This window comes from Bacillus cereus group sp. BfR-BA-01311 (assembly GCF_022664295.1).
In the GTDB taxonomy this organism is placed as follows: Bacteria; Bacillota; Bacilli; order Bacillales; family Bacillaceae_G; genus Bacillus_A; species Bacillus_A cereus.
The window spans coordinates 258,400-277,565 of the sequence record NZ_JAKUHC010000001.1 but is presented as its reverse complement, the minus strand read 5'-3'; the positions used below and the strand labels follow the sequence as shown (position 1 = coordinate 277,565).

The following is a 19,166-nucleotide window of genomic DNA, read 5'->3' as shown; positions in this document are numbered from 1 at the left end:
ACCAATATAGTGAGTCTCTAAAAATATTTTTACTTTTCAAGATCTGCTAGACGTTGACGAACTGCTTCGCGTTTTTCTAGGTAATCTTGCTCTTTCGCACGCTCTCCTTCAATAACCGCTGCAGGAGCTTTCGCTACGAAACCTTGGTTAGAAAGTTTCTTCTGTACACGTTCTACTTCTTTATCGAACTTCTCAAGTTCTTTCTCAAGACGAGCTCTCTCTTCATCAAGATTGATAAGATCAGCTAACGGTAAGAATAACTCTGCACCTGATACGATTGCAGTCATTGCTTTTTCTGGCGCTTGTAAGTCCGTTTGAATTGTTAATTCGCTTGGGTTACAGAAACGCTCAATGTAAGAGCTATTTTTCGTAAGTTGAGCAAGTACAGCCTCATCTTTTGCTTTAATTTGCATTTGAACTTTTTTGCTCATTGGCGTATTTACTTCTGCACGGATGTTACGAACAGAGCGAATGATATCAACTAGAAGGTGCATTTCTGCCGCAGCCTCCGTATCTTGTAAATCTTCGCGAACTGTTGGCCACGCAGCTACTGTAATAGACTCGCCTTCATGCGGTAAATGTTGCCAAATTTTCTCTGTTACGAATGGCATGAATGGGTGTAATAGACGCATTGTTTGATCTAATACGTAAGCTAAAATAGAACGAGTTGTTTTCTTAGCTGCTTCATCTTCACCGTATAGTGGAAGTTTCGCCATTTCAATATACCAATCACAGAAATCGTCCCAAATGAAGTTGTATAATGAACGACCAGCTTCACCGAACTCATATTTATCCATGTTACGTGTTACGCTTTCGATTGTTTCGTTTAAGCGAGTTAAGATCCACTTATCCGCAACTGATTTTTCACCAGTTAAATCGATTTCTTCATACTTCATATCATCCATGTTCATTAATACGAAACGTGATGCGTTCCAAATTTTATTAATGAAGTTCCAAGTAGATTCTACTTTTTCCATGCTGAAACGTAAATCTTGACCTGGTGCACTTCCTGTTGATAAGAAGAAACGCATTGCATCTGCACCGTACTTCTCGATAACATCCATTGGGTCAATACCGTTACCAAGAGATTTACTCATTTTACGACCTTGCTCGTCACGAACTAAACCGTGAATTAATACATCTTTAAATGGACGCTCGCCTGTAAACTCTAAACCTTGGAAAATCATACGAGATACCCAGAAGAAGATAATATCATAACCCGTTACTAGTGCATCTGTTGAATAGTAACGTTTGAAGTCTGCTGAATCTTCATTTGGCCAACCAAGTGTGGAGAATGGCCATAATGCTGAACTGAACCATGTATCAAGTACATCGTTATCTTGATTCCAGTTTTCAATATCTGCTGGTGCTTCTGTACCTACGTATACTTCACCAGTTTCTTTATGGTACCAAGCTGGAATACGGTGTCCCCACCATAATTGACGAGAAATACACCAGTCATGAATATTTTCCATCCAACGTAAATATGTGTTTTCAAAACGCTCTGGTACGAACGTTACTTTTTCTTCTTCTTTTTGTTGAAGCGCTACTGCTTTTTCAGCAAGTGGAGCCATTTTTACGAACCACTGTGTTGATAAATAAGGCTCAACAACTGCACCGCTACGCTCACTATGACCTACTGAATGCATATGTGGCTCGATTTCTACTAATACGCCAGCTTCTTGTAAGTCTTTTACTAATTCTTTACGGCATTCGAAACGATCCATACCGTTATACTTACCAGCTTTTTCGTTCATCGATCCATCTTCGTTCATTACTAAAATGCGTGGTAAGTCATGACGGTTACCTACTTCAAAGTCATTCGGGTCATGAGCTGGTGTAATTTTTACAACGCCCGTTCCGAAATCTTTTTCTACGTACTCATCAGCAATAATCGGAATCTCACGGCCTACGATTGGAAGTGTAACTGTTTTTCCGATTAAATGTTTGTAACGATCGTCTTCTGGATGAACTGCTACTGCTGTATCACCAAGCATCGTTTCTGGACGAGTTGTCGCAAGACGAATGTGACCAGAACCATCTGTTAACGGATAGTTCATATGGTAGAATGCACCTTGAACTTCTTTATGAATTACTTCAATATCAGAAAGAGCTGTACGTGTTGCTGGATCCCAGTTGATGATATATTCACCACGGTAAATTAAGCCTTTTTCGTATAATTGAACGAATACTTTATTAACCGCATCTGATAAACCTTTGTCTAATGTGAAACGTTCACGAGAATAGTCTAGTCCTAAACCAACTTTCCCCCATTGTTGACGAATGTGAGAAGCGTACTCTTCTTTCCACTCCCAAGCTTTTTCAAGGAATTTTTCACGGCCAAGATCGTAACGTGAAATACCTTCTTCACGAAGTTTTCCTTCTACTTTCGCTTGTGTTGCGATACCAGCATGGTCCATTCCTGGAAGCCATAGTACATCGTATCCTTGCATACGCTTCGTACGAGTTAAAATATCTTGAAGAGTTGTATCCCAAGCATGACCTAAGTGTAACTTACCAGTTACGTTCGGAGGTGGAATTACAATTGTATACGGTTGTTTCTTCTCGTCTCCTGTTGCTTCAAAATATTTGCCTTCAAGCCACCATTGATAAAGGCCTTCTTCAACGGACATATGATCATATTTAGTTGGTAAATTCTTTTCCGTGTTTGACATTATTTTCCCTCCTTAAAATAAAAAATGTCCCTCATCCAAAAAGGACGAGGGACATCGCGGTACCACCTTTATTTACAAACAAATTCATAATTTGCTTATACTCTTAATTTGATAACGGACAAATCCGTCTTTTCCTAATAAGAACTATTCCGTTCAGAAAAGATGCTCCAGGGCTACCTTCTAACATAACTATCTAGAGAATCTCCCAGCTAATGATTCTCCTCTCTGAAGACGTTTCATGTTATACTCTTCCCCTTCAAGGCATTTATATGATTGTTAATTATTATATACAATAGTGTAAAAAACGAAACCTTATTCGTCAAGTTAAATTTAAAACTATGACTTTTCGGGTGAATACAAAAAAAGATAAGTAGCATTCTCTACTTATCTTCTTTATCCCGTTATTTGCGGGCAGTAAGACCCCCACCTCAAAATTTGGCTGAAGTAAAAAAGTTAGGCGGGAACCCTGCTGCCCATAAACGCCCGATTAGTGAAGGCTAATCATAAGCGGGGAATGCCTTTACTTTATCCGTTCCCTTGCTGGGCAGCTTGTAATTGTGACAGGAAATATTCTATATTGCTAACGAGCCAATGCGATTGTTGCAAACTCTTTACTCCGCGCAGTTCATTTTCCTCGTTACGATTATCTCTTCTTTTCTTATAAGACTGGATTTGCCGAATAAATTGCGATGGATACGTCATATACGCAAACATAAGTAGTTGCTCTTCTTTCGTAAAAGGGAAATTTTTTTGATACATTTGAAACCATTCAAACCGATCACTTCTTGCGATTGGATATGTGTTTAAAGACCGTGAATAAAAACCTACTATATCTTGCACAGGCGTTGCAAACTTCGATTTTTCTAAACTAATAAAATAGCCATTCCGTTCATAGTCAAATAAAAAATGATTCAGTGACACATTACCATGCACAAAAGTAATACGCGTTTTCTCCTTTTCTTTCATCGCATCGTTCCACTCATTTAATTGCTTCGTTGCAAATTCACGCGCTCTCATTACATGATGATAGTACGTACAATATTGCAATTCAAACGGGGACATATACCATTTTGATTCAGATTCCACGAGAAACTCTTCTAACATCTCACCATCATTTTCCCAACGATCGGATATACTTGTATAATGTTTTTCTAAATCTTCTTCCGTATACGTTTCTTCCTTCACAGTTTTTTGATGCAACGTTCCAAGTGTCTGAAACATTTTATGGTATTGATCATTGTCCTCACCGTTTCCTTCTGCACGTTCTAACCAAGGCATTAAATAATAATTATACGTCCCGTCACTTAAAATATAACTTCCATCCGTCGCATGATATATAGGTACATAATTTGAAAAACCTTTCTCCTTCAAATATTGAATATGATGCAGAAAGTTATTCCGCTCTAACTTTCTGCCTTCTATTTTCTTGAGTGCATATGGACCTTGATTCGTATAAATTTTCATTACATTTCCGTGCTCTTCCATATGCTGCGTATCCAATCTATATTGCCTCACGATAGGTTCATAGTGATTTCGCAACTCAATATCCATACGAATAACCCTTTCTATTCAAAACATAGCCTCTAAGAAAGGAAGTGAGTGAAAACACTCACTTCCTTATTTCGCCTTTACCCTTGAAACGGGAATATAAATAATTTGCCCCGTATTTAAAAATATATCTTCTGTTTGATTGACACGGTATAAATTTTGTACAGACGTTTCATAACGGTCTGCAATAGATTCAATTGTATCCCCTTCTTGCACGAAATACATTCTTAACTTTGTAAATTCTTCTTCCGGTTCTTTCGTAAATAGTTTTGTTAAATAAAGCGCATTTTCATCTCGCTGTGAGTACTCTTCTTCTTGTTCTTCCTGCTTTTTCGCTTTTTCTTTCTTGAAATCTTTTCGTCCGAACAGTTCAAATTGCGGCGTTGTTTCCTGCTCCTCTTCACGCTCCACAAATTCATGTTCCTCTATCTTCTCTTCTTCTAATTCCTGCTCTTTTCTTTCCTCTAATTGGAACGGTTCAAATGCGTAATCTTCCCACTCATCTGATTCCTTATATGCTGGTTCTTCTACATGCGGCGCCGGTCTATTTTCATCCTCTTGCGCTGAATCTTCTTCTAACTCGGCATACACCGTTTCTTCCTCTTCAGCTTCATCCTCGTTTCTCTCTTCATCACACAAACCGCTAATAGATATATCCGCTAATAATTGTAAGCAACCATTTTCCTTTAATTCATAATCAAATTCCTCAATTGATACATATAGCTCTTCAATTACTTTCACTCGATTTCTCGGAATTGATATTTCAAGCGGAAAGGAATGAACAAGTTCATTAACCCCATCTTCCCTTGTTTCTACATAATCAATTGACTTTGCTGGCGATAGTTCTCTTAATGAATACGCCGAATCATCTTTTCGTGCAACATACTCTCCCGTTAAATCTAATTGCCCTCTCACGATTACTTCATGATCAAGCTCTTCTATCTCAACGTCTGGATCTAACGAAATTGACAAAAGTTCATCGACTTCCTGTCCCTTTTGGAACCAAACAGATTCTTTTAATGAAAATCGTAACGAATGATCTGTAGCCACTTCTTTTCCCCCTCCCAAACTATATGTCATTACAGATTTATGTGTGGGAAGCTTACTTTATGAATAAAAAAAATCGCCCCCCTTATGGAGAGCGATTTTTCTCTAATACATTATTTTAATTTTGACATTGCAATTTCAGCTGCTGCAATCGTCGCTTCAATATCTGCATCACTATGTGCTGTCGATAAGAATAAACCTTCGAATTGAGATGGTGGTAAGAATACACCTTGTTCTACCATTTCACGATAGTAAGCCGCAAAGAATTCTAAGTTTGAAGATTTTGCTGCATCGTAATTAATAACGGGTTCATCTGTAAAGAAAATACCAATCATAGAGCCTGCACGGTTAATATGATGCGGAATGCCATGTTTTTCAGCTGCTTTACGTAATCCAGCTTCTAACATTTCAGCTTTACGCTCAAATTCTACATATGATTCTGGCGTTAACTGTACTAACGTTTCATAACCTGCCGCCATTGCAAGTGGATTACCTGATAAAGTACCAGCTTGGTAAATCGGTCCGCTTGGCGCAACTTGGCGCATAATTTCCGCTTTACCACCGTATGCTCCTACCGGTAAACCACCACCGATTACTTTACCTAGGCATGTTAAATCAGGCGTTACGCCATAATAACCTTGGCCACAATTATAAGCTACTCGGAACCCTGTCATTACTTCATCAAAAATAAGCAATGCACCGTTTTGTTCTGTTACTTCACGAAGACCTTCTAAAAATCCAGGCTGCGGAGGAACAACCCCCATATTTCCTGCTACTGGTTCTACAATTACACAAGCAATATCATCACCGAATTGTTCAAACGCGTATTTTACGCTTTCTAAATCGTTATAAGCTACTGTAATCGTATTTTTCGCTACACCTTCTGGTACACCAGGACTATCTGGTAAACCTAAAGTCGCCACACCAGAACCAGCTTTAATTAATAACGAATCACCATGACCGTGGTAACAACCAATAAATTTCAAGATTTTATTACGACCTGTATAACCACGAGCTAAACGTAGTGCACTCATTGTTGCTTCCGTTCCAGAGTTAACCATACGCACAATCTCAATTGATGGCACGCGCTCAATAACAAGTTTTGCTAATTTATTTTCAATTTCTGTTGGTGCACCGAAGCTTGTACCTCTTTCAGCAACAGATTTTAACGCTTCTACAACACGATCATTTGCATGACCATGAATTAAAGGACCCCATGATAATACGTAGTCGATGTATTCATTCCCATCGATATCATATACCTTAGAGCCTTTTCCACGCTCCATAAACAACGGATTCATCCCAACAGACTTAAAGGCACGAACCGGGCTATTTACGCCACCAGGCATTAAGCCTTGCGCCTCTTCAAACGCTGCAATTGACTTATCAAACTTTTTCATTATTTAGCGCCTCCTTCTTGTAACCATCTTGCTGCATCTTTTGCATGATACGTAATAATTAAATCTGCCCCTGCACGTTTCATACTAATTAATTTTTCAAGAACAACTTCTTTTTCATTAATCCAACCATTTTGCGCTGCCGCTTTAATCATCGAATATTCACCACTTACATTATAAGCGACAACTGGTAAATTAAAGTTATTTTTCACATCACGAACGATATCTAAGTAAGAAAGAGCTGGTTTTACGATTAAGAAATCTGCACCTTCCATTACATCTGATTCTGCTTCACGGAATGCTTCCATACGGTTCGCCGGATCCATTTGATATGTTTTACGGTCACCAAATTGCGGTGCACCGTGCGCAGCATCACGGAATGGTCCATAAAATGCTGATGAATATTTCACAGCGTACGACATAACGGGCACGTGTCCAAAACCATTTTCGTCTAATGCATGACGAATTGCTGTTACGAAGCCGTCCATCATGTTTGATGGCGCAATAATATCCGCTCCTGCTTTCGCTTGACTTACAGCTGTTTTCGCAAGAACTGCAAGAGACTCGTCATTTAAAATAATCCCATCTTCAATTACACCGCAATGACCATGGCTTGTAAATTGACATAAACATGTATCTGCAACTACTACTAGCTCAGGGAAATCACCTTTAATTTGCTGAATAGCACGTTGTACAATTCCATGATCACAATATGCTGATGATCCAACTTCATCCTTTTCAGCAGGTAAACCAAATACAATAACAGAACGAATACCTAAATCAACAACTTCTTGCATTTCAGCTTGCAATAAATCTAAAGACATTTGATATACGCCCGGCATAGAAGGAACTTCATTACGAACATTTTCACCTTCTAATACAAAAATAGGGTAAATAAAATCTTCGGTATGTAAAAACGTTTCACGCACAAGTGCACGCATGCCCCCGCTTTGTCTTAAACGACGATGACGATTAAATTGTAAAGAGTTCATAGATTTCTATCCCCATTCTTTCATTTTATAGATTCACAAACATATTGTAGTAATGCTTCTACAGTGTACTCTTTCGGCACAATAACAGACGGAAAATAAAGACTTGCCTCTTTTTCCGTAATAGGTCCTATACAAGCAATTGTACATTTTTTTGTCCATTCTCTCCAGTTTGTACCCTCAAGTAAACGAACAAAACTAGTAACAGTTGAAGGGCTCGTAAATGTAATAATGTCTACTTTCCCTAATTTCAATGCTGCTATAAGTTCTTGCTTTTTTTCTATATTCACTTTCGTACCGTATACGATTAGCTCATCTAGAGAAACACCAATTTCCCGAAGTGCAACCGGAATTACCTCTCTTGCTAAATTCCCTTTCGGAAATAAAATACGTTCGTTTCCACTTAATTCTTTTAGAAACTCTTCTGCAAATGCTTCTGCAACAAATGAAGTCGGAACAAAATAAACTTGATAGCCCCTTTTTTCTAACTCTAATTTTGTTTTCACACCTACCGCAGCGATTTTAATGGTTAGCGGTAGTTTCTTTTTTAAACTATCTAGAAAGAAAGCTACACCATTTCTGCTCGTAAAAATAACCCAGTCGTATGAATGTAGCTGCTCTTCAATATGTTGAATTTGCGTATGAGACATACCTTCCATACGCAAAAGCGGAATTTCCAATGGAATTCCGCTCATTTCTTTCACCGCTACACTCATTTGTTTTGCTTGATGCTGGGCACGTGTAACCAATACCGTTTTGCCAGCGAGAGCGTTCATATTTATTGTTGCCCCTTATTTGCAGCAAGAATGAGTTCTTTTGCGCCTTGGTTAATTAAACGGTCCGCAGCCTCTAATCCTACTTTCTCTGGATCAGTTCCTACTACTGTCTCTTTCAATAAAACCGAACCGTCCATAGACCCGACAAGAGCTGTTAATTCGATTGCATCATTTTCTGTAAGAGTTGCATATCCAGCGATCGGAACTTGGCATCCACCTTCAAGTTTATGAAGAAATACGCGTTCTGCTGCCACTGTTTTTTCTGTTATTCCATCATTCATATGAGCTAACAACTGCAGTAAATCCTTATCATCCTCACGACACTCAATCGCTAATGCACCTTGTCCTACAGCAGGTACACATAACGTCTCATCTAAATGTTCTGTAATAACTTCATTATCCCAGCCCATTCTTTGTAATCCTGCTGTCGCTAAAATAATTGCATCGTAATCTTCTTCTTTTAATTTACGTAAACGTGTATCGATATTTCCGCGAATCCACTTCACTTGTAAGTCTGGTCTCGCAGCGAGTAGCTGTGCACTACGTCTTAAACTACTCGTACCTAAAATAGCGCCTTCTGCTAACTCTTTAAACGACGCTCCGCTTTTTGAGATAAAAGCATCACGAGGGTCAACACGCTTTGGTGTACAACCGATCATTAATCCTTCTGGAAGTACGGCCGGCATATCTTTCATACTATGTACAGCCATATCAATTTCTTTCGTAAGTAGCGCATGTTCAATCTCTTTCACAAACAAGCCTTTTCCGCCTACTTTTGAAAGAGTAACATCTAAAATAACATCACCTTTTGTGACAATTTCTTTCACTTCAAATTCATATGGTAGACCTAAGGCTTTTAACTGATCAATAAACCAGTTTGTTTGCGTTAATGCTAGTTTACTCTTTCGTGATCCTACAATAATTTTGCGCATAATTCTCTCTCCTCATTATAAATACCAAAAGTGGAAATTGGACAAACTGCTTAATAGAAAAATGTTTACTAGCATTACGAGAAACGATCCGATATTCCACTGTACAATTTTCTTACCTTGCAACACATCTGCCGCTCGTAAATATAAACCTGTGCAATACACAAATAGAACGACAAAAGATCCGATTACTTTCGTATCATACCAATGGAAATTATCCAATTTTGTATATCCCCATATACATCCTAATAAAATTGCTAGTAAGAAAAATGGAACAGAAAATAAATTTAATCCGTAAGACATAGATTCTAGCTTCGGTAAATTCCCTAACCTTCTTAATCTCGCATTCCATTTTTTCTTTTTTAATAGGCGATATTGCAATAAATACATAATAGAAAAAATGAACGATACAGTAAACGTTGCGTAAGAAATAATTGCCATACCGACATGCACGTATACAAGTTCTGAAACTAATTGTTCCGCAAGTACTGGCGACATCTTTCCGAGCGGTGTAAAAATAGAAAAAGCGCTTACGCCAAATGCTACAACATTTGTAAAAAAGACTAAAAAGTCAATTCTCATAAATCGATTAATAACTAACGACATCGTAATCAATAACCAAACATAAAAATAAATCCCTGATAATAAAGTTAAAATAGGATTCGTTTCTGAATCTGTAGCTCTAAGCAACATAAAAATAGACTGCAGGACCCATACAATCGCAAGTAACCAAAAAGCAAATCGGTTCGCCTTTCGGTTACTTTGGAAATAATCTATAAAATATAAACTAATGCTACAAGCATATAAAATAATTGCAATATGATAAATAATACTGTTATTTAAAAAACTCATCCGATCATCCTTCCAAATTATAAAGATGGAACGGATGGTGTCCACACTCTTTTATGTTCTACTTCTTCCGCACGACTCTCTACTTCTTCCGTTTCTAAATCAAAAATCTTTGCAAATAACGCTAATTTTTCGCTCGCTCCCTCTTCAGCAGCTATTTCTTTCGCTACTAAAATTGGGTCTTTTAATAATTGATTAATAATACTTTTCGTATGCTTACTAATAACTTTTTTCTCACGATCACTAAGGTTTGGTATTTTTCGCTCTAGGCTTACCATCGTTTCACTTTGGATTGCAAGTGCCTTATCACGAAGAGCTGATATTAATGGAACAACACCAAGTGTACTTAACCACGTTTTAAATAGAACAATTTCCTCTTCAATCATAAATTGAATTTTCTCTGCCTCTTTCAAACGCTCAGCACGGTTTGCCTCCACTACTCCTTGTAAATCATCAATATCATACAAGAAAGAACCTTCTAGCTCATCAATCGCTGGATCAATATCACGCGGCACTGCAATGTCAACCATAAATAATGGACGACCAGAGCGCATTTTCTCCACCTTTGTCATCATCTCTTTCGTAATGACATACTCAGATGCACCAGTTGAACTAATTAAAATATCTGCTTCTAATAATGCACATTGTAATTCGCTTAACGATTTTGCATGTCCCATATATTTCTCAGCCATTACTTCTGCTTTCGAAAGCGTCCTATTCATAACTGTTACTTTACGAGCACCACTTCCATATAAGTTTTGTAGTGCAAGTTCGCCCATTTTACCAGCACCAAGAATAAGCACATGACAATCTGTTAACTCGCCAAATATTTTCTTTCCAAGCTCAACAGCAGCATAACTAACAGACATTGCACTTTCCCCGATTGTTGTTTCTGAGTGGGCACGTTTTGCTAATGTAATGACTTGCTTAAACAATTCATTAAAAATTGTGCCTGTTGCTTTAACTTGTTGCGCTTCTAAAAAGCTATCTTTTATTTGACCTAAAATCTGCGTTTCTCCGACTACCATTGAATCTAAACCGCACGTTACGCGGAATAAATGATCTATTGCGCCATCTTGTTCAAAAATAGTTAAATATGGCGCGACTTCTTCTATTTCAAGCTGAAACCAATCAGCTAAAAACTTCTTAATATAATACCGTCCCGTGTGTAATTGATCGACAACAGCATAAATCTCAGTGCGATTACAAGTTGACACAATGACATTCTCTAACACGCTCTTTTGATTTTGTAATGTAGTCATCGCTCGCTCTAGTTCTGCTGCCTGAAATGTGAGTTTCTCACGAAATTCTACAGGGGCTGTTCGATAATTTACACTAACAACAAGAATATGCACGCAGCATGTCCCCCTTCACCCGTTTTATCACTTTATCTACTATCATAATACAACTTTCCTCTTATGAATCTGACAATCGTGTGAACAACCGATTATTTTTTAATTATTCTCCGTATGTAATAAAGGAGATTCAGTAACACTAATAAAAAAAATTCTACTTTATAATGATTATAAATTAATAACTCTATTTGTACGTTACCAAAAAAAGCCCTCATAATCAAGTGATGGAAACTATTCCATATAAATTATAACATCATCTTCCCTATCTTCTTTCATCATGAAGGAAAATATGTATGATTGTTCCAAAATGTAACAAAGACTTTCTCAATACAATGTATTTGACATTGCATTTCTTTTTCGTTATATTAGTTTTACAAAATTAAATTGTGCACAACTTAATTAGAAGGGAGTTATTTATGACAGAAGACTCTTTGCATCTAGATAACCAACTTTGTTTTTCTATTTACGCCTGCTCTAGAGAGGTTACTCGTTTTTATCGACCTTATTTAGAAGAAATGGGTATTACGTATCCCCAGTACATTACTTTACTCGTACTATGGGAGCAAGATGGACTAACAGTAAAAGAAATTGGAGAACGTCTATTTTTAGATTCTGGTACGTTAACACCTATGTTAAAACGTATGGAATCATTAAAACTTGTAAAACGTGTTCGTTCCAAAGAAGACGAGCGAAAAGTTTGTATTGAATTAACAGAACAGGGCAAAGATTTAAAGGAAAAGGCTTGTTCATTACCGACAACGATGGCTACAAACTTAGGAATTACAGAGCAAGAATATCGCTCTTTATTAATTCAACTAAATAAACTGATTGACACAATGAAAACAATTAATGATGGAAAAGGGGAATAAATATGGATAAATTATATACTGCTTCAGTAACAGCAACAGGTGGAAGAAATGGGAAAGTAGTTTCAGATGATGGCATATTAAATCTTGATGTAAAAATGCCGAAAGCACTAGGTGGTGCAGGCGGAGAAGCAACAAATCCAGAACAACTATTTGCAGCTGGTTATGCAGCTTGTTTCGATAGTGCATTACAACTTGTCATTCGTACAAAACGTGTGAAAGTAGAAAGTACAGAAGTAACTGCTCACGTTTCTATCGGAAAAGATACAGATGGTGGTTTCGGCCTATCTGCTGTACTTGATGTACATGTGGCTGGCGTTTCACATAGCGAAGCACAAGAACTTGTAGAAGCGGCTCACGGTGTATGTCCTTACTCGAAAGCAACACGAGGAAATATTGAAGTTACATTAAACGTACGCTAAAAAATTTAGCAAAACAAAAACGCGCGACATTCGTCACGCGTTTTTTGTTTTTGTAAATTTATGAATTGCTTTCCACGCTTCTTCTTTTCCAAGTCCTGTTTCAGAAGAGAATAGAACAATTTCATCGCCAATTTCAACAGCAAGCGTTTCTTTTACAACTTTTAAATGCTTTTGCCATTTTCCTTTCGGAATTTTATCGGCTTTCGTCGCAATAATAATTGTTGGGATTTCATAATGCTTTAAGAAATCATACATCATCACGTCATCACTTGTTGGTTGGTGACGTAAATCAACTACTAATACAGCTGCGTCTAATTGTTCACGCGTTGTAAAGTACGTTTCAATCATTTTCCCCCATGCAGCGCGCTCCGATTTAGATACTTTCGCATATCCATAACCTGGAACATCAACAAAGTGCATCATCTCATTGATTAAGAAAAAGTTCAGCGTTTGCGTTTTTCCTGGTTTAGAAGAAATACGTACTAACTTTTTACGATTTAAAATTTTATTAATAAAGGAAGACTTCCCCACATTTGAACGACCTGCTAATGCAATTTCTGGTAAATCACTGTCTGGATATTGTTCTGGTTTAACAGCACTAATTACAATATCTGCTTTTGTTACTTTCATTGTTTCACTCCTACTAATGCGTGCTCCAATACTTCATCTAAATGAGATGCAAGCACAAACGTAAGGTTTTCTTTTACGCTCTCTGGAATATCATCTAAATCTTTCTCGTTTTCTGCTGGCAAAATAATTTTTGTTAAGCCTGCGCGGTGAGCACTTAATGTTTTTTCTTTTAAACCACCAATTGGTAATACACGACCACGAAGTGTAATTTCACCTGTCATACCCACTTCTTTACTTACAGGAATACCTGTTAGCGCAGAAATAAGTGCCGTTGCCATCGTAATACCTGCTGACGGTCCGTCTTTTGGAACCGCTCCTTCTGGAACGTGAATATGAATATCATTTTTCTCATGGAAATTCGGATCGATCTGAAGCTCTTCTGCACGAGAACGTATATAACTAAACGCAGCTTGTGCTGATTCTTTCATAACATCCCCAAGTTTCCCTGTTAAAATTAGTTTCCCTTTTCCTGGCGCTACAGAAACTTCAATGGCAAGTGTATCGCCGCCTGCTGCTGTGTAAGCTAGACCTGTTGCCATACCAACTTGGTCTGTTTTTTCAGCTTGCCCATAACGGAATATGTGTTTACCAAGTAAATCAACAATCTTTTTCTCTGTCACAACGATACGTTTACGTTCTGCTGTAACGATAATCTTCGCTACTTTACGGCAAACTTTTGCAATTTGGCGCTCTAGCGTACGAACACCAGCCTCACGTGTATAATAACGAATAATCTCAAGCAGCACTTCATCACGCACTTGTAAATTACCTTTTCGTAAGCCATGTTCTTTTAATTGTTTCGGCAATAAATGCTCACGAGCAATGTGTACTTTTTCAAGTTCTGTATAGCCAGCAATCGAAATGATTTCCATACGGTCAAGTAATGGACCTGGAATACTTGAAAGTGTATTAGCAGTTGCTACAAACATAACTTTTGATAGATCATATGGTTCTTCAATGTAATGATCACTGAAGTTATGGTTTTGTTCTGGATCTAATACTTCAAGTAATGCCGCTGATGGATCTCCACGGAAATCGTTAGACATTTTATCAATCTCATCTAATAAGAAGACTGGATTAACTGTTTTCGCCTTTTTCATACCTTGAATAATGCGTCCTGGCATTGCTCCAACATATGTACGGCGGTGACCACGAATTTCAGATTCATCACGCACACCACCAAGAGATACACGGACGAAGTTACGATTCAATGATGTTGCAATTGAACGCGCTAACGAAGTTTTGCCGACCCCAGGAGGGCCTACTAAACAAAGGATAGGTCCTTTTAATGAATTCGTTAACTTCTGTACAGCTAAATATTCAAGTACACGCTCTTTCACTTTTTCAAGACCGTAATGATCGTTATTTAAAATCTCTTCCGAATGAGCAAGATCAATTATATCTTCTGTTGCCTCTGTCCACGGAAGCGCTAATAACCAATCAATATAATTGCGAATAACACCACTCTCCGCAGAACTTGCTGGTAACTTTTCATAACGATCTAATTCTTTCAGCGCAGCCTTCATTGTTTCTTCCGGCATTCCTGACTGTTCAATTTTCTCACGAAGTTCCTCTACTTCTCCGCCCTTGCCTTCTTTGTCGCCAAGTTCAGTTTGAATCGCCTTCATTTGCTCACGTAAGAAATATTCTTTTTGCGTGCGCTCCATGGAACGTTTCACCTTTTGCCCAATTTTCTTTTCTAGGCTAAGTAACTCTTGTTCATCTTGAATAATTGAAATAAGTGTTTGTAATCGTTCTTTTACAGATACAATCTCTAGAATCTCTTGTTTCTGCTTCGTTTTAATCGGCAAGTGAGAAGCAATTAGATCAGCTAATCTCCCTGGTTCTTCCACATCAGCTACCGTTGCAAATGTTTCATTTGAAACTTTTTTCGAAACTTTAATATATTGTTCGAAATGCTCCAGTAACGTACGCATAAGAGCTTTCTCTTCTAAATCATCTTCTACTTCTTCAGTTACCGTTTTAATAGACACTTGTACTACATTTTCTTCTTCGATAAACTCTATTACTTCTGCTCTATGTAAACCTTCCACAAGGACACGAAGCGTACCGTTCGGCAATTTTAACATTTGCTTCACTTTCGCCACCGTACCTACACTATATATGTCATCTTCTTTCGGATCATCGATATTCATTTCTTTTTGCATTGCTAAAAAGATGATATTTTCATCCATTGCCGCCTGCTCTAGTGCTTGTATCGATTTATCACGTCCTACATCAAGATGCAAAACCATCGTTGGATATACGAGAACGCCTCTTAATGGTAGGAGGGGCACGATTCTTTCGTTCGTATTCATACTAGACATAGCACCTCCATAATAAATTAAACTCCTGTTCAACTATTTTATATTACAATACACCTAGATGCAATTGCTGAGATTCCGCGCAATTGTAAATAGCTTGTTTTTCTACCTCACGAAAAGAAAAAGACTCCGATTAAGCATACAAACTTAAACGAAGTCTGGCAAATTTTATTATTGTTTATTTTTACATAGATTGTGCATCAGTTTCGTCTACCTTAGTATGTACATCTAGCTCTCTATGCATATTTTCTTGCATAAACGTTAACTCAAATACTTCTTTTAACTTACGGACAGGAATAATTTCAATTCCCTTGATCGTATACAAAAATGGTTGCATATTTTCAGCAGGAATAATGACTTTCTTAGCTCCCGCTTTTTTCGCAGCTTTTATTTTTGCGTATACGCCACCAATAGGCTTTACTTCTCCGTGTATACTTATTTCCCCTGTCATCGCTACTTCATTATTTACATACGTGCGGTGCACCGCAGAATATACACCTGTTGCCATAGCGATTCCTGCAGAAGGGCCATCAATCGGGATACCACCTGGAAAATTAATATGTATATCATATCCTTCTGGCAACACATCTAAAGAACGAAGTACTGTTAATACATTATCAACAGAGCCTTTCGCCATACTTTTACGACGAATCGATTTCGTTTGACTACCAATACTTTCTTCTTCCACAATTCCGGTAACATTTACCGATCCTTTATCTTTCGCCTTGATTGCTGTTACTTCAATTTCTAATAACGCACCTGTATTTGGTCCGTATACAGCAAGACCATTTACAAGACCAATCCTTGGAATCGGATAAATGCGCTTTTCATATTTCGGTGTAAGCTGACTTGAGTGAACAACCCACTCTATATCTTCATCCTTAATGAAAGAACGTTCTTCATTTATCGCCATACCAGCAGAGATTTGCACGAGATTAATCGCTTCTCGTCCATTCCTTGCATACATCCCGATCATTTCAATACCATTTTCACCTATTTGCATTTCCACTTTTTCCGCGGCATTTTTCGCTACTTTTTGAATTTCTTCCGTATCTAATTCACGGAAAAACACTTCTAAGCAACGTGACCGAATAGCAGGAGGAATTTCCTCTGGCGAACGTGTCGTTGCTCCAACTAAGCGAAAATCTGCCGGTAAGCCTTTTTGGAAAATATCATGTATATATGTTGGGATCATCGTATTTTCTTCACTATAGTACGCACTTTCTAAAAATACTTTTCGATCTTCTAACACCTTTAACATTTTGTTCATTTGAATCGGATGGAGCTCGCCAATCTCATCAATAAACAAAATACCACCATGTGCATCTGTTACAGCACCTTTTTTCGGTTGCGGAATACCTGCTTGCCCCATCGCCCCAGCGCCTTGATAAATCGGATCATGCACCGAACCTATTAAAGGATCTGCGATACCACGTTCATCAAACCGAGCTGTTGTCGCATCAAGTTCAATAAATGTTGCATTCGTACGAAATGGAGATTTAGGATTTCGTTTCGCTTCTTCTAATACAAGACGTGCTGCCGCTGTTTTCCCAACACCTGGCGGGCCATATATGATTACATGTTGCGGATTCGGACCACAAAGAGCCGCTTTTAACGACTTAATTCCGTCCTCTTGCCCTACAATATCTAAAAAGGTTGTAGGACGCACCTTTTCTGCTAGCGGCTCTGTTAAAGAAATCTCACGCATTTTACGAAGCTGTTCTAATTCTTTTTTCGATTCTCGATCAATTGAAACTTTTTGTGTTCGTTGATTTCGAAGTAAATGCCAGAAATACAATCCGACAATTACACCAAAAACAAGTTGAACAACTAAAAATATATTTGTCCAGCTCATTATTTATTTCCTCCCGCAATATTTTATCTCTTAGTATTTCCGCGGAGGAACGTAGCTAAACATAAAGAAAAACAGCAATTATAAAAATTGCTGTTTCCCTTTCGCATTATGCAGATGTTTTTGTATCAAGTACAGTACCGTCTTGTAACACCAATTTTGGCGGCTCATTATCAGCTACTGTTTCTTTTGTAAGAATACACTTCTCGATATCTTTACGAGATGGAAGTTCGAACATTACATCAAGCATTAAGCCTTCAATAATAGAACGAAGTCCACGAGCACCCGTTTTACGTTCAATTGCTTTTTTCGCAATTTCGATTAGTGCACCTTCTTCAAACTCTAACTCAACATCGTCAAGCTCCAATAATTTTTGGAATTGCTTAACAAGTGCATTTTTCGGTTTCGTTAAAATATCAACAAGAGCATCTTCATCAAGTGGCTCTAGGTTCGCAATAACTGGAAGACGACCGATAAACTCTGGAATTAAACCAAATCTTAAAAGATCCTCTGGTAATACGTGAGATAAAACATGCTTCTCATTCACATCAGCATTTTTCTTCTCAGAACCAAATCCAATTACTTTTTCACCAAGGCGACGTTTAATAATCGGCTCAATGCCATCAAACGCTCCACCACAAATGAATAAGATGTTCGTTGTATCAATTTGAATAAACTCTTGGTGCGGATGCTTACGACCACCTTGAGGTGGAACGCTTGCTACAGTACCTTCTAAAATTTTCAGAAGTGCCTGCTGCACACCTTCACCAGATACATCACGTGTAATTGATGGATTTTCGGACTTACGTGCCACTTTATCAATCTCATCAATATAAATAATTCCTTTTTCCGCTTTCTCTACATCATAATCAGCTGCTTGAATTAATTTTAGTAAGATATTTTCTACATCTTCCCCAACATATCCAGCTTCTGTTAAAGATGTTGCGTCCGCGATTGCAAATGGAACATTTAGAATACGCGCTAACGTTTGTGCAAGTAATGTTTTACCACTACCTGTTGGCCCGATAAGTGCGATATTACTCTTCGCTAATTCTACATCATCAATTTTGCTGTTAGAATTAATGCGTTTGTAATGGTTATATACCGCTACCGCTAGTGCTTTTTTCGCGCTATCTTGCCCGATGACATACTCATCTAAGATTTCACGAATTTCTACCGGTTTCGGTACATCTTTGAATTCTACTTCTTCGTCCTTCGCAAGCTCCTCTTGTACAATTTCAGTACAAAGTTCGATACACTCATCACAAATGTAAACACCTGGACCTGCCACTAACTTTCGAACTTGCGTTTGTGTTTTACCACAGAAAGAACATTTTAATTGCCCTTTTTCATCATTAAATTTAAACATATTTTCACACCCCTTACAAAGTGCTAACCTCTTGCCTTCGTATGTACACGATAAATGTATCGTATGTAAATACATATTATGTCACTACGTGGCGAGAAATACAAATAATATGACTAGTTATGTACAAATAAAAAATTT

Annotated in this window: 15 protein-coding genes and 1 other annotated feature; of the genes, 2 read left to right on the top strand and 13 right to left on the bottom strand. The window is 37.9% G+C overall.

Translation table 11 applies throughout. The features are described from left to right. Positions 1 to 29: 29 nt before the first annotated feature. The 9 genes from MR136_RS01470 to hemA form a co-directional block, all read right to left on the bottom strand. On the bottom strand, positions 30 to 2,675 hold the full coding sequence (locus MR136_RS01470; protein WP_000072244.1) for a valine--tRNA ligase: 2,646 nt from the start codon (positions 2,673 to 2,675) through the stop codon (positions 30 to 32). A gap of 37 nt (positions 2,676 to 2,712) precedes the next feature. Then, positions 2,713 to 2,944, bottom strand: a binding site (T-box leader). Positions 2,945 to 3,200: 256 nt separating this feature from the next. Further along, complete coding sequence (ysxE, locus tag MR136_RS01465; protein WP_000350658.1) at positions 3,201 to 4,226, bottom strand: spore coat protein YsxE; 1,026 nt, start codon at positions 4,224 to 4,226, stop codon at positions 3,201 to 3,203. A gap of 66 nt (positions 4,227 to 4,292) precedes the next feature. Next, a complete protein-coding gene (gene spoVID, locus MR136_RS01460) occupies positions 4,293 to 5,303 on the bottom strand; it encodes a stage VI sporulation protein D (protein WP_135277375.1) in 1,011 nt (336 codons plus the stop codon). A gap of 80 nt (positions 5,304 to 5,383) precedes the next feature. Next, the gene (gene hemL, locus MR136_RS01455; RefSeq protein ID WP_061457731.1) at positions 5,384 to 6,670 is read right to left on the bottom strand and encodes a glutamate-1-semialdehyde 2,1-aminomutase; all 1,287 of its coding nucleotides are present in this window, start codon (positions 6,668 to 6,670) and stop codon (positions 5,384 to 5,386) included. Beyond that, positions 6,670 to 7,659, bottom strand: coding sequence for a porphobilinogen synthase (hemB, locus tag MR136_RS01450; RefSeq protein WP_001087065.1), 990 nt, complete (start codon positions 7,657 to 7,659; stop codon positions 6,670 to 6,672). Before hemB ends, hemL begins: the two co-directional genes overlap by 1 nt. Before the next feature lie 20 nt (positions 7,660 to 7,679). Continuing rightward, on the bottom strand, positions 7,680 to 8,432 hold the full coding sequence (hemD, locus tag MR136_RS01445) for a uroporphyrinogen-III synthase (RefSeq protein ID WP_061457732.1): 753 nt from the start codon (positions 8,430 to 8,432) through the stop codon (positions 7,680 to 7,682). A 2-nt stretch (positions 8,433 to 8,434) separates the two neighbouring features. Then, positions 8,435 to 9,364, bottom strand: a complete 930-nt coding sequence (gene hemC / locus MR136_RS01440) for a hydroxymethylbilane synthase (protein WP_001226422.1) — start codon at positions 9,362 to 9,364, stop codon at positions 8,435 to 8,437. A 15-nt stretch (positions 9,365 to 9,379) separates the two neighbouring features. After that, a complete protein-coding gene (locus MR136_RS01435) occupies positions 9,380 to 10,213 on the bottom strand; it encodes a cytochrome c biogenesis protein (RefSeq protein WP_000008991.1) in 834 nt (277 codons plus the stop codon). A gap of 17 nt (positions 10,214 to 10,230) precedes the next feature. Then, positions 10,231 to 11,565 (bottom strand): glutamyl-tRNA reductase, encoded by a 1,335-nt coding sequence (hemA, locus tag MR136_RS01430; protein WP_000547868.1) that lies wholly within the window; start codon positions 11,563 to 11,565, stop codon positions 10,231 to 10,233. A 416-nt stretch (positions 11,566 to 11,981) separates the two neighbouring features. Between hemA and MR136_RS01425 the strand changes: the two genes are divergently transcribed. Then, positions 11,982 to 12,434 (top strand): MarR family winged helix-turn-helix transcriptional regulator, encoded by a 453-nt coding sequence (locus MR136_RS01425; RefSeq protein WP_000133916.1) that lies wholly within the window; start codon positions 11,982 to 11,984, stop codon positions 12,432 to 12,434. Between the two features lie 2 nt (positions 12,435 to 12,436). Next, the gene (locus MR136_RS01420) at positions 12,437 to 12,853 is read left to right on the top strand and encodes an organic hydroperoxide resistance protein (protein WP_000359781.1); all 417 of its coding nucleotides are present in this window, start codon (positions 12,437 to 12,439) and stop codon (positions 12,851 to 12,853) included. Positions 12,854 to 12,886: 33 nt separating this feature from the next. Here the strand turns inward: MR136_RS01420 and ysxC are convergent, their stop codons facing one another. From ysxC to clpX, 4 genes are all read right to left on the bottom strand, one after another. Next, entirely contained in the window at positions 12,887 to 13,483 is a 597-nt protein-coding gene (ysxC, locus tag MR136_RS01415) for a ribosome biogenesis GTP-binding protein YsxC (RefSeq protein ID WP_000869116.1), read from the bottom strand. After that, on the bottom strand, positions 13,480 to 15,810 hold the full coding sequence (gene lon, locus MR136_RS01410) for an endopeptidase La (RefSeq protein ID WP_242259242.1): 2,331 nt from the start codon (positions 15,808 to 15,810) through the stop codon (positions 13,480 to 13,482). Before lon ends, ysxC begins: the two co-directional genes overlap by 4 nt. 181 nt (positions 15,811 to 15,991) lie before the next feature. Continuing rightward, positions 15,992 to 17,662 carry an ATP-dependent protease LonB gene (gene lonB / locus MR136_RS01405; protein ID WP_000119176.1) on the bottom strand — a complete coding sequence of 557 codons (1,671 nt, stop codon included), beginning with the start codon at positions 17,660 to 17,662 and terminating at the stop codon, positions 15,992 to 15,994. 106 nt (positions 17,663 to 17,768) lie between these two features. Then, positions 17,769 to 19,028 carry an ATP-dependent protease ATP-binding subunit ClpX gene (gene clpX / locus MR136_RS01400; RefSeq protein WP_000472289.1) on the bottom strand — a complete coding sequence of 420 codons (1,260 nt, stop codon included), beginning with the start codon at positions 19,026 to 19,028 and terminating at the stop codon, positions 17,769 to 17,771. Positions 19,029 to 19,166: the final 138 nt, after the last annotated feature.